Source organism: Hymenobacter sp. BT559 (assembly GCF_017571525.1).
Taxonomy (GTDB): Bacteria; Bacteroidota; Bacteroidia; order Cytophagales; family Hymenobacteraceae; genus Hymenobacter; species Hymenobacter ginsengisoli.
This window is the reverse complement of record NZ_JAGETY010000006.1, coordinates 317,552-329,322: the sequence shown is the minus strand read 5'-3', so window position 1 is coordinate 329,322 and position 11,771 is coordinate 317,552. Positions and strand designations below refer to the sequence as shown.

Annotated in this window: 9 protein-coding genes; 1 reads left to right on the top strand and 8 read right to left on the bottom strand. The window is 62.0% G+C overall.

The genetic code is table 11. The annotated features are described in order from the left end of the window. Window positions 1-96: 96 nt before the first annotated feature. The 7 genes from J4D99_RS10990 to J4D99_RS10960 all read right to left on the bottom strand — a co-directional run bounded on the left by J4D99_RS10990 (window position 97) and on the right by J4D99_RS10960 (window position 9,298). Window positions 97-966 (bottom strand): nucleoside phosphorylase, encoded by an 870-nt coding sequence (locus J4D99_RS10990; RefSeq protein ID WP_208131746.1) that lies wholly within the window; start codon window positions 964-966, stop codon window positions 97-99. Between the two features lie 116 nt (window positions 967-1,082). Beyond that, a complete protein-coding gene (trhO, locus tag J4D99_RS10985) occupies window positions 1,083-2,024 on the bottom strand; it encodes an oxygen-dependent tRNA uridine(34) hydroxylase TrhO (RefSeq protein ID WP_208131745.1) in 942 nt (313 codons plus the stop codon). A 96-nt stretch (window positions 2,025-2,120) separates the two neighbouring features. Then, the gene (locus J4D99_RS10980) at window positions 2,121-2,753 is read right to left on the bottom strand and encodes a DapH/DapD/GlmU-related protein (RefSeq protein WP_208131744.1); all 633 of its coding nucleotides are present in this window, start codon (window positions 2,751-2,753) and stop codon (window positions 2,121-2,123) included. A gap of 35 nt (window positions 2,754-2,788) precedes the next feature. Then, window positions 2,789-4,081, bottom strand: a complete 1,293-nt coding sequence (locus J4D99_RS10975) for a hypothetical protein (protein WP_208131743.1) — start codon at window positions 4,079-4,081, stop codon at window positions 2,789-2,791. Between the two features lie 20 nt (window positions 4,082-4,101). After that, window positions 4,102-5,418, bottom strand: a complete 1,317-nt coding sequence (locus J4D99_RS10970) for a DUF2851 family protein (protein WP_208131742.1) — start codon at window positions 5,416-5,418, stop codon at window positions 4,102-4,104. A 134-nt stretch (window positions 5,419-5,552) separates the two neighbouring features. Next, window positions 5,553-6,197 (bottom strand): outer membrane lipoprotein periplasmic chaperone LolA1, encoded by a 645-nt coding sequence (gene lolA1 / locus J4D99_RS10965; RefSeq protein WP_208131741.1) that lies wholly within the window; start codon window positions 6,195-6,197, stop codon window positions 5,553-5,555. Between the two features lie 158 nt (window positions 6,198-6,355). Next, window positions 6,356-9,298, bottom strand: coding sequence for a DNA translocase FtsK (locus J4D99_RS10960; protein WP_208131740.1), 2,943 nt, complete (start codon window positions 9,296-9,298; stop codon window positions 6,356-6,358). Between the two features lie 165 nt (window positions 9,299-9,463). Between J4D99_RS10960 and J4D99_RS10955 the strand changes: the two genes are divergently transcribed. Further along, complete coding sequence (locus tag J4D99_RS10955) at window positions 9,464-9,907, top strand: hypothetical protein (RefSeq protein WP_208131739.1); 444 nt, start codon at window positions 9,464-9,466, stop codon at window positions 9,905-9,907. Between the two features lie 6 nt (window positions 9,908-9,913). Here J4D99_RS10955 and J4D99_RS10950 read toward each other — a convergent pair whose 3' ends face one another. Next, entirely contained in the window at window positions 9,914-11,677 is a 1,764-nt protein-coding gene (locus tag J4D99_RS10950) for a DUF6044 family protein (RefSeq protein WP_208131738.1), read from the bottom strand. Window positions 11,678-11,771 lie beyond the last annotated feature (94 nt).

Below are 11,771 nucleotides of genomic sequence, written 5' to 3'. Positions count from 1 at the left end.
GCTTAGGCTGGCTCTTTTAAGAGGCTAACGAAACAAATGGCTAAATACTCGTCCACAAAATCCGACTAATCCGAAAAATCCGTCCGAATCCGTGGTTCAGACTAAAGCCAGCGTGCGGGCGATGAGCGTGTCGACGATATCGCCCGCGTTTTTGGCAAATTCGCCAGTGGCACGGTTGGCCACTATTGCATTGAGGCTGAGCACCTCGTGGCCCAGCAGTTGCCCTAGCGCGTAGTAGCCAGCCGTTTCCATCTCAAAGTTGGAGAGGCGGAAATCGCCCTCTGAGCTCTGGTGACGGAAGTCCTGGAGGCGCTGCATGTAGTCGGGCTGGCGCAGGTCGAGGCGCAGGCGGCGGCCCTGCGGGCCGTAGAAGCCGGGGCAGGTCACGGTGTTGCCGACGAGCAGGTCAGCGGCCAGCTGCTCACGCAGCAAGTCGGAGCCTCGCACCACATAGGGTGCGAAAGGCAGGGCTAGCGACTGCTGCAAGTCCTTGGCTACCTGCGTTTCAAGGCCGGTTTCTACTAGGGGGTAGAACTGCATGAGCGAGTCGAGCCCCACGGCATGCTGGGTGGCCAGCAATGAGCCCACCGGCACATCGGCCTGCAAGCTGCCGCTGGTGCCCAGCCGAATGATGCGTAGGCTCAGGCGTTCTTCTACCGGGCGCACCGTGCGCGACATAAAGTCGATGTTTACCAGCGCATCGAGCTCGTTTAGCACGATATCGATGTTGTCGGTGCCCATGCCGGTGCTCAGCACCGTGAGGCGCTTGCCGCGGTAGTAGCCCACGTGGGTTACAAACTCGCGGTGTGTGCCCTCAAACTCAATGGAGTCGAAATGCCGGCTCACCTGCGTCACCCGGGCCGGGTCGCCCACAGTCAGGATGGTATCAGAAATATGGTCGGGCAGCAGATTGAGGTGGTAAATCGTGCCGTCAGCATTCAGGATGAGCTCGGATTCAGGAATCATGTTTTCAGGCGTCAAGTAGTAGCTGTTCTTGCGAGCGTAGCAATCGCAGCAGAACGAAATAGGTAGCGCAGCATGGTGCTGGTGCACTTGCCAAAACCAATGCGTCTGGGCAGCAGCTAGCCCCGGTACGAAGCCAGACCCTGCGCGGGGGTATAATGGTTGCTTTGCTTGGGGTAAGTGCCAGTGCCGTCGTAGGGACGCTTGTCGGGGTGCGCGGCGCAGGCCTCCGAGCAAGCGCCGCCCAGCGCCTCGCCGCAGCTTTCGCAAAGTGGCAGGTGGTCGTTGCAGTGCGGGTTGGCGCAGTTGACCATGCGGGCCGAAGGCTGCTGGCAATGGCGGCAGCGTGAGATAACGCTGGGGTTCACCGTGTTGACATCGACGGCTACGCGGCCGTCGAATACGTAGCACTGGCCTTCAAAGTCTTCGCCGCCCACTTCGTGGCCATACTTAATAATGCCGCCGTGCAGCTGGTACACGTTTTCGAAGCCCTGCTCCAGCAAAAAGGCAGTGGCCTTTTCGCACTTTACGCCGCCGGTGCAGTACGTCAGAATCTTTTTATCCTTGAACTGCTCCAGACGCTCGACGCGCTCGGGAAAGTCGCGAAAATTCTCAATATCCAACGTCACGGCATTTTTGAAGCGGCCGAGGTTGTATTCGTAATCGGAGCGCACATCAACGACCACCACGTCGGCGCGGTCTTTCAATTCCTTGAATTCCTGCGGGCTCAGGTGCTGGCCAGTTTTTTCGTGGGGCCGCATATGGTGCAGGCTGCTGTGCACGATTTCGGGCTTCACGCGCACGTGCAGCTTTTGAAAGGCATGGCTAGCCACCTCATCAATCTTAAACTCCAGGGCCGCGAAGCGCGGGTCGGCCTTCACAGCGGCCATGTAGGCGGCGCACGCCTCGCGGGTGCCCGACACGGTGCCGTTCAGCCCCTCGGCGGCCACGATGATACGGCCGCGCAAGTCCAGGTCGAGGCACAGGCGGTGGTGCTCGTCGCGGAACTGCTCGGGGTTGTCGAGCTGAGTATAGCAGTAATAAAGAAGGACTTGATACATCTTTTAAGCTATTGGCTAGTAACTGCTAGCTAGTAGCTTTTGCCATGAGCCTCAAACAACAGCTAACAGCTAACAGCTAATGGCTAACAGCTAAAATTACACTTGCTTGGCCGGGTTGCCGAATACGGTTTGGCCGCCGGGCACGTCGGCCACTACTACCGAGCCGGCGCCCACGCGGGCTTTGTCGCCCACTTTTACACCAGCCACCAGCACGGCACCGGCGCCCACGAAGGCGTTGGCCCCCACGCTGGCCCCTACCCCAATCTGGGCACCGCTGCCTAGCTGGGCATAGTCGCCCACGCTAGCCTGGCCTTCAACCACGGCATTCGGACCAACTAAAACGCCTTCGCCCAGCTTGGCAGTGGCAGCCACTACCGCATTGGGACCTACGTAGTTGCCGTGGCCCAGCTCGGCGTGCGCCGATACGCTGGCCCGCTGGTGAATGCTATTGACGGGGACTACTTCGTACTCATCGCGCAGCATTTTGGCGAGGCTGCGGCGGCTGGCGGCATCTTCGGTGGCCACAAATACTTCACACTTTTTGCCCAGCAGCTTCAGCAGCTCGCCGTCGTCGGTGTTGCCCATCACGGGCACGTCGAGCAGCTCGGTGTTGTGCAGCTTGGGGTCGTCGTCGAGCAGGCAATACACGACCACGTCATTGGATAAAAAAGCATCCAGCGCGGCGGTGCCGATGGCCTGCGCGCCCAGAATGATAACGGGATTTTCCATAAGTTGACAAAGGTACGACTGACGCCAGAGAAGGGCTACGAAGCCACTCGGCCCCACTGACCCAGCCTTTTCAACAAGCTACGAGCATAGTCGTTTTGCAATAGCAGCAGGATTAGCCACGGTAAGAACGCGGCGCGGTAACGACTTAAGGTGCCCAGGTTGGGGGTACTCAGCCCAATAAAGGCAGCTAGCAGCAGGCAGTAGACGATGAGCACAACCACCAGGGCCACCGGCAGCCGGCCTGGACGGCGGCGAACAATTGCCGCCACTGACAACAGTAACAGAATGATTATCAAAGCATTTTCCAAACCAGCTCCTATATAAAACAGTTGCCTCGACTCACCTAGCCAGGGCCGCACCAGCACCTGCTCGGCGGCCAGCGGGGCGTGCCGCAGCAGCCCTAGCGGCGTGGGCTGCCAATCGGTGTATTCGAGGTGCGGCCGGCCCGATGAAGTGAGCAGACCGTGATGATAATTGCGGTCTATTTCATCGACCAGAAACTTGATGCGCACCAGCTTATTACCGCCAATAATAGCTGGGCCAGCCAGCAAGGTCAGCGCCACTAGCAGGCCGCCTATCTGGGGCCACCAGCCCGCCCTTAGCCACCCGCGCCGCGTGGCCAGGCGCACTAGCGCCAACGCCAGTAGCCCTCCCAACAGCGGCAAGGCAAAGAAATAGCGCATACGGAACATGACCCACGCCAGCACTATGCCTACTACCAGGCGCGCCAGACCCTTACTAAGCCGTACTGGCTGGCTACTATGCGCGCCATAAATAGCTGGCAAGGCTAAGGATACTAGGCCCGCTCCTGCCCCTAGTAACAGCGTTTCCTTGGTGAGACCGGCCGTCCACCATATTACGGTAGGCCAAGCCAGAAACGCTACTCTTGCGGCTGCAACCGAGGCTAGCGGGAATGCCTGGGCCAGCGCTCGAACCAACGACCAACAGGCTATAAAGCATAGTACACTTAGGTACAGCGCATTAAGCCACAATTTACTATTTGTAACAATATTAGTCAGGGCCAGCAGCTTGATGAAATACAACGTATTTGACCAAGCGTAGAAGGTTACTGACTCGCCGGCAGCCTGGAACTGATTGCCTTGCCAAAGCGCGGGCGCCGCGGTAGGCTGCGCCCAAAAATCAGCGGTTAGTAGCCGGCTGAATTTTCCCATTAGCTGCGCATCGGGGCTGGGCCGCAGGCTACTGATGGCCGTGAGCAGCAGCCGCCACCCTAGCGCCGGCAGCAGCCAGCGTCGCAGGCTGGGGCTGGCGCGCTGCCACTGGCCCCGCAGCCAGTAACCCAACGCCCCGGCCAGCAGCACATTCAACAGAAGACTTACCGCTAGTCTCATCGCGTGATGCGCATACGGGTTTCGCTGCCGCCCACCAGCCGCGCGCCAATGGCGCAGCGCAGGCAGCGGCGCGGCTGGCAGTAGCCTTTGTGCAGGGCTAGCAGGCCCTGCGAGTCGGCCGCTGTGCGGTGCTCGAAGCCCAGCTCCTCGTAAAGGTCGGTAAACTGGTTGTGCTCGGCGGGTAGCTCGGTTAGTAGCGCTATGCTGCTCTCTACCAGCGCCGGCTGGCCCACGTGGCGGGCATAGGCCACCCGCAGCGGCACCACTACGTTGATAATGAGCAGCTCAATACTACTCTTACCCAGGCCCGGCACCTTGCCTGGCCGGCCGGGTCGAAAGTGCTGCCGCCAATAGTCGGGCGCCGGCGCACCGCCAAAAAACTCGCTGAGTGCCGCCACGCTCTGCGCCGTGAGCAAGGCATCGAACAGGGCCGGGCGGCGGTGCAGCAGCCCCACCAACTGCCCTAGCCGCACGGCCGGAAAATTGGCAGGGCGCAGGCGCAGGTAGTTCCACTCATGGGCGGCCAGCGCAGCCTCAGCTAGCCCGTATTTATGGCGCAAAAACTCGTGCTCCTGGCGGCGGTCGGCCAGATAGGCATCACCCGCCGTTTCTTCGTTTTCAACGAGAAAGCCAGCCTGGCCGAAGAGTAGCGCTTCGAGCTGGCGCGCGTCGTGGCGGTGGCGGCGCAGCACCGGCAGCGGCACGGCCTTGGCCAGCCGGGCCAGCGGCTCACTGTTCTTCTGAAAGCCAAAGGCGGCCATGAGCGCGTGGTAGGCCGTGGCTTCCCAATCGTGGCCCAGGTGCGCGTGCAGCTCGGCCATAATATCGGCCTTGTGCTCAACGCGCTCTAACAGCGCCCGCTCGGTCATCATCGTGCGCACCAGCTGCGGCACCTGCCCTAGCAGCGGGGCGCAGGGCAAGGGGGCGGCGGGGGGCGAAGCCACCAAGGCCTCGTAGCGGGCCAGCAGGTCGGGGGCCAGGCGCGGGGCTAGCGCCAGGGTCGGTATCAGGCTGCCATTGGTGCGGCGCACGTCGGCATCGGCGGTGAGCACCACGTGCAGGATTACTTGGTCGTACTTGGCATCTACCTGGTGGTTGTGCCGGTGCCAATCAGAGGCGCGCAGGTGAATCTCCACGGCGCCGTTCCATTCCACCTCGCCCAGACGCAGGCGGGCGTTTAGGAAATCGGGGCCGGCATCAGCGTTGCGTTGGCCGGGGCGTAGCACCTGGATTTCCTCACCGGCCGTGGTGCGTAGGTCTACTTTATCGAAATATTGATGCTGCCAGACGTAATGGAGGAAATCTTCGCGCATAGCGGACTAAACAAAAAACCGTCTGTCATTGCGAGCAGAGCGAAACAATCGCCTCCGAACAACTCGTTCAGGGGCGATTGCTTCGCAAGCTCGCAATGACAGACGGTTTTTCCAGGCTGGGCTAACCAGGAGGGCTAGCGTAGGTCTACCACCTTCACGCCTTTGTGGGCGTTTTTGTCAAAGGCAAACGAAGTAGCCGATACCGGAACATTCGGCTTGAAGTTTTTGAGGGTGAACGTAGTGCGCGTGCCATTCTTCTTAAACGTCTTCACGCTGTGAATGGCGTGGTCGGCCGTGCCCACAATAATCTGCACCTTAAATACATCATTCTTGCGGTCTTCCGGCGACAGCTCAATGAGGTCACTAGTCACGCCGGCGTCCTTCAGCGACTTCACGTAGGTGTATTTATAGCCCTTCTTATACATCGTGTACATTTGGGCCGGCGACATATCCTGGTTGGTGGGGTCCGACTCGGTGATGTTTACCTCGTTCTCATTTTTGAGGTAGGTCCAGGTCGTTTTGCCATCGTTGATGATTTCCTGGCCGTTCGTGGCAAGGTGGTATTTCTGCCCGCTCACGGTCACGTCGCCGCTCAGGTTTTGCTTGAGCTTGGCAGCGGGGTTTTCCAGGGTTTGGGTAAAGCTGGCCTGAAACGACTTGAGGGCCGTGTACTTGGCGCTGACAGCGTCGAGAATTTTGCCAGCTTTAGGGTCTTGCTGCGCGGCGGCCGGCAGAGCCAGGCTAGCGGCCAGTGCCAACAGGGAGAATTGCTTGGTCATGGGTAGAAAAAACCCGGCCGAGTTGGGGCCGGGTGAGTATGCATACGCAAAAGCGGGGCCAAACGGCTGGCTGCCATTGCGAGCAGAGCGAAGCAATAGCCCCAGAACGAGTTGTTCGGAAGCGTTTGCTTCGCTCTGCTCACAATGGCAGCCAGCTTTTATTTCGGTAGCGTGGCTAGCAGCTGCTCCAGCTGGTACTCGTCGGGGATGAGCACATCGCGCTGCTTCGAGCCCTGGAAAGGACCCACGATACCGGCGCGCTCCAGCTGGTCTACAATGCGGCCCGAGCGGTTGTAGCCGAGCTTGAGCTTGCGCTGAATGAGCGAAGTTGAGCCCTGCTGGTGCAGCACAATGCAGCGGGCCGCTTCTTCAAACATCGAGTCGCGCTCGGCCAGGTCGAGGTCGCTGGCGTCGGAGTCTGAGTCGCCATCGGCGCCCGCCACCTCGGGCAGCAGGTAGGCATCGGGATAGCCCTGCTGCTCACCGATGTAGTCGCACACGCGGTCAACCTCGGGCGTGTCAATGAAGGCGCACTGCACCCGGATGAGGTCGGAACCGGCCGAGAACAGCATGTCGCCCTGCCCAATGAGCTGGTCAGCCCCGCCCGTATCCAGGATGGTACGCGAGTCAATTTTGCTCGTCACTTTAAAGGAAATCCGGCACGGGAAGTTCGCCTTAATGATACCCGTAATCACGTTCACGCTAGGCCGCTGCGTAGCCACGATGAGGTGAATGCCGATGGCACGGGCCAGCTGGGCGAGGCGGGCAATGGGCGTTTCGACTTCCTTGCCCGCCGTCATCATGAGGTCGGCCAACTCGTCGATTACCAGCACGATAAAGGGCAGGAAGCGGTGGCCTTTCTTGGGGTTCAGGCGCCGCTCAATAAACTTGGCGTTGTACTCCTTGAGGTTGCGGCAGCCGGCTTCCTTCAGCAGGTCGTAGCGCCGGTCCATCTCCATGCACAAGGAGTTGAGCGTGTTCACCACCTTCTTGGTGTCGGTGATAATGGCCTCTTCCGTGTCAGGCAGCTTGGCTAGGAAGTGGCGCTCAATCTTGTTGAAGATACTGAGTTCCACCTTCTTAGGGTCGACGAGCACGAACTTGAGCTGGGCGGGGTGGCGCTTGTAGAGCAGCGAGGCCAGTATCACGTTCAGGCCCACCGACTTACCCTGGCCGGTGGCGCCGGCCATCAGCAAGTGGGGCATTTTGGCCAGGTCGGCCACAAATACTTCGTTCGTGATGGTGCGCCCAAAGGCCACCGGCAGGTCCATCTCGGAGCGGGCAAACTTCTCGCTGCCTAGCACCGAGCGGATGCTTACCATCTCCTTCTTGGTATTGGGTACCTCGATGCCGATGGTGCCCTTGCCCGGAATGGGCGCGATAATACGAATACCTAACGCCGCCAGGCTCAGGGCAATATCATCTTCGAGACTCTTTATTTTGGAGATGCGCACCCCAGCTTCGGGCACAATCTCGTAGAGCGTGACCGTGGGCCCGATGGTAGCCTTGATGCTGGCAATGGTGATGCCGTAGTGCCCTAGCGTTTCGACGATGCGGTCCTTGTTGGCTTCCAGCTCCTCCTTGGTTACCTGGGCTTTCGCTACGCCGTAGTCGTTGAGCAGCTCCAGGGTGGGGAATTGGTAGCGCGAGAGGTCGAGCGTGGGGTCGTAGTTGACGTCGGGCATGACGTCGGCGTTCTCATCCTCGTCGGCCACGGCTGCGATGTCGGCCCCCGCGTTGGGGTCAAGGTCATCGCGGCTGGGCACCGTTATCTCCAGCTTTTGGCTGGGTAAGGTGGGCCCCGGGCTAGTGGCCGTGGGCAATGGGCCTTCGGCCAGGTCGGCTAGTGAGAGCGGCGTAGGCACGCTCGCCGTCACGGGCGCGGCGGGCATTACTTCGGGCTCTGACTCGGGCAGCTCAAACGAGAAAGCCGGGCCGGCCGTCGGCACCGCGGCTAGGGGCACTGCAGGCGCTACTGCCAGCGCCGTGGCAGCTGCACCATTGAGGTCCAGGCCGACATTCGGGCTGCTTTCAGGCTCATCAGCGGGTGCCGTGACTACCTCAAAACTGGTGCTGGCAAGCACCGGCGCCTTAAGGGGGCCAGGGCGCGGAGCCGGCTCAAACTCCGGCTCGCGGGCAGGCAGGAGCTCGATTTCGGGCTCAGAGACGCGAGGCGCGGGCGTTTTGGTGGGGCGGTTGGCCACGGGGGCAGGCGCGGCAACCACCTCTGCTTCGGCCTCTTCCTCGTCGTCTTTGCCGCCCAGATTAAGATTTAACGTCGTGATATTGAAGAAGAATATCACAAACATTATCAGCCCAAACGCCAGCAGCAGCACCGTGCCCCAGCCAATGAGCGAGTCGAGCCACAAAGCCAGCTCGTAGCCAGCGCCACCACTGAGCCAATCGAAACGATGGGCCTGGGCCGCGCCGGCCTGGGCGGGGTCGGCGCCGGGCTGCGCCAGCTGCACTACCACATAGCCCAGCAGAGCGCTGACCCAGAGCATGGTAAACAGCCCCAGCGCCAGCACATAGCTCACCGAGCCCCGGGCCCGGCGAAACACAATCTTATAGCCCAGGAAGAAGACTATCGGAATAAGCGCGTAAGACGCGAGCCCGAAGCCGCGGTAAATGAATTTTTCGGCCAGCCAGGCGCCGAGCAGGCCTAGCCAGTTGCCCGACTCCTGGCCGGCCTCCTTCACGGGCACGGTGCCGAGGGCGGCCACCACACTCTGGTCGGCGCGGCCGCTCAGCAAAAACGAGGTGAAGGCAATGGTGAGGTAGAGCGAGCCGAGCAGCAGCCCGAAGCCGATGAGCAAGTGAAAGCGACGGTCGCGCAGCAGCGCCGTGAGCTGGCCGAGGCCGGGCACGGGGCGCCGAGGGCCACGCGGCTCGGCCGCCCGGGCCGGAGCTGCCGCTTGCGCACGTGCGCTGCGGCCGGCCGGGGCGGCTGCCTTGGCCGGGCCGGGGGCCGGGGCCGCGCCGGGGGCTGAGCGCGGAGTATTGCCCCTAGCCGGACGGGACGGGCCCTGGTCGGCCGGGGGCACCGGGCGGTTGGTGGCGCCCGGGCCACTCGGCGGGTTGCGGTAATTATTAGTAGCCATGCGGGGGCAAACGGAAAGTTCAAATCTACGCCAACGACGTCGGTTTTGGCATGACAGCTTTCTGTGGGCCTAAGCTGAGCTGTAACCGCTCAACGTGCTTTTTCGTCCTTTTCAGCACACCTTTCCGTCTTTTGTCACCTGTTGACGTAGCCCAGCCCTTACCTGATGCAACCTTTACCCGGCATAGTATGCCACCCCAACGGACAAGCCTACTGCACCACTGAATATGTATCGGCCGAGCACTGGCTGCGCACCACCTGGCAAGGCTTTGTGTCGCCTGCTGACGCCGAGCAAGGGGCCCTGGCCGCGCTCGGCGTGCTGCAAGAAGGCCTGGCACCCTGCCTGCTCAATGACAACAGCCAGATTAAGGGGCCGTGGTTCGACTCGGTAGCCTGGCTCCAGCAGGTTTGGGCACCGCAGGCGGCCCGGCTAGGGCTGCGCCATGTGGCCCACGTGGCCCAGCCCCACACCGAGGCCGACCTGGGCGCGGTGCTGGCGCGCGACCCTTTCGGCAATTACTTTGAGGTGCAGGTATTTACAACCCCCGAAGATGCTGCCACCTGGCTGCGCGAATGCCAGCAGCAGGATACCCAGGGTGCCGGCCGCTAGGATAGCCTAGCCGGCCTTAGCGGCCGGAGCTTCGTACAGATGCAGCCGCCAGTAGGCCTCCGAATCGGTAAACACCCCGAGCAGCCGCAAGCCGCTTTCCTCGGGGTGAGCCAGGCGCACGGCCGAGAGCAGGTAGCGTCCACCCAGCGCCCGAAAGGCCGCCGCATCAAAGTCCAGGTGCTGCACCGTGCGCGGAGGCTGCTTGCCTATCAGGTAGTTGCGCCCGAGCTCGGCACTCATCAGGTAGCAGCGGTTGCCCCAGGCATCGTAGTAGGTGGCCAGGGCCGGGCTTTTGGCCAGCTCGCCGGCCACGAGCGGCCGGAAGCTGTGCTTGTAGGGCAGCGGGTAGCTGTTCTGGTTGCTGTCGAGGGTATAAAAATCGTTGAGCTGCGCCACGGCCGGCGGCAGCCCCAGGCTCACCACGCGGTAGGCAGCGGGCGGCTGCCCTGTTTGACGCAAGAGGAAGGTTTTAACCTGGCTAAACAGCTTGGGCGCCACAAAGGAAGTGTAGCTAGGGGCGTCGGCCTTCGGCACGCCCGCTAGTATGCGCAGGTTGTTGACGTACTCAGCATTAAGCGGCAGCGCAACTACACATTGCAAAGCCACTAGCCCATAGGCGAGCCGCCGGCCAGCCGGCGTAGCGGGCAGCTCGCGCAGGGCCAGCGCGAAAAGCCCGAACCAGGTCAGCGACATCAGAAAATGAAACCGCGTGAGGGTGAAGGCGTGCAGCAGCGGCAGCTGTTTTTGGTAGAGCATGGCAAGCTGCGGCGCAAAGCCGCAAAACAGCGACGCCCCCGCCAGCGCCAGTAGCACCCAGCCCACCCGGCGGCCCAGCACCAGCCGCCGCGCCGGGGCTAGCCGGGCCAGCACCAGGCCCAGCGCCAGCAGCACCACGCCCCGGAAAAACGGGCTGGCGTGGTATTGCCCCAGCAAAAAGTAGCGCAGCGCCTCCTTCAGCCCCACCCCTACCCCGTGCGGCAGCAGCCGCACAAAGTCAAACTCTTCGCGGTGCGAGACAAACTGCTTGGCCACCAGCAGCGAGTAAAACAGCGGCCATTCTACCACTATGTACATGGCCAGCAACAGGGCTAGCCCCACCGCGCCGCGCACCGTGGCGGGCAAGGCCGCGCGCCCGCGCCGGGCCAGGTCGAGCAGCAGCAGGCCGCCCCACACCACGGCAATAAACGGCCCCACGTACACGAAAATCGACCACAACGGAAACGCCGCGCACACCGCCCACGCCAGCCAGGGGTTGCGCCCCTGGCGCAGGTCCAGCGCGGCGCGCAGCAGCGCTGGCTGCCCCAGCACCGTGAGGCCATAGATGCTGTAGAGCGGCAGCGTGGCCCAGGCCAGCGCCACGGCCGCCGCTAGCCCGCGCTGCCCCGGCTGGCTTAGGCCGTAGCGGCGCAGCAGCCAGTACATAGCCAGCAGGCCCAGCACCCGCACCAGCACCTGGTGCATGAGGTAGGCCGCTAGGGGGTTATTACGGAAAATACTGAAGACGAGCACCGTCGCGCTCAGGCCGGGCCGCAGGGCATTGCGCGGAATGCCGTTCATTACCTCGGGCACCCCCACGTCGCGGCCGTAGGCAAAAGCCAACTGCAGCTTGGTGAGCAGGTACACCAGCGGGATTTCGGTGTCCAGGTTGTCGTGAATGAGCACGTAGCCGTGGCGGCCCAGCAGCAGCACCGGCAGTAGAAACAGGAAGAGGCCTAGCAGGGCGAGGTAAAGCGGGCGCCGGGAGGCGGGCGGCGAAAAATCGTTTGTCATTGCGAGCGCAACGAAGTGGAGCGCGGCAATCTTTCCTTGTCGTCCACCTCATAGGAGTAGTAACCCAACGACAAAGGAAGGATTGCCGCGCTCC

Excerpts from the sequence above, each read along its gene's own strand:
- J4D99_RS10990 (WP_208131746.1), bottom strand. The coding sequence starts at position 966 with ATGATTCCTGAATCCGAGCTCATCCTGAATGCTGACGGCACGATTTAC.
- trhO (WP_208131745.1), bottom strand. The coding sequence starts at position 2,024 with ATGTATCAAGTCCTTCTTTATTACTGCTATACTCAGCTCGACAACCCC.
- J4D99_RS10980 (WP_208131744.1), bottom strand. The coding sequence starts at position 2,753 with ATGGAAAATCCCGTTATCATTCTGGGCGCGCAGGCCATCGGCACCGCC.
- J4D99_RS10970 (WP_208131742.1), bottom strand. The coding sequence starts at position 5,418 with ATGCGCGAAGATTTCCTCCATTACGTCTGGCAGCATCAATATTTCGAT.
- lolA1 (WP_208131741.1), bottom strand. The coding sequence starts at position 6,197 with ATGACCAAGCAATTCTCCCTGTTGGCACTGGCCGCTAGCCTGGCTCTG.
- J4D99_RS10960 (WP_208131740.1), bottom strand. The coding sequence starts at position 9,298 with ATGGCTACTAATAATTACCGCAACCCGCCGAGTGGCCCGGGCGCCACC.
- J4D99_RS10955 (WP_208131739.1), top strand. The coding sequence starts at position 9,464 with ATGCAACCTTTACCCGGCATAGTATGCCACCCCAACGGACAAGCCTAC.
- J4D99_RS10950 (WP_208131738.1), bottom strand. The coding sequence starts at position 11,677 with ATGACAAACGATTTTTCGCCGCCCGCCTCCCGGCGCCCGCTTTACCTC.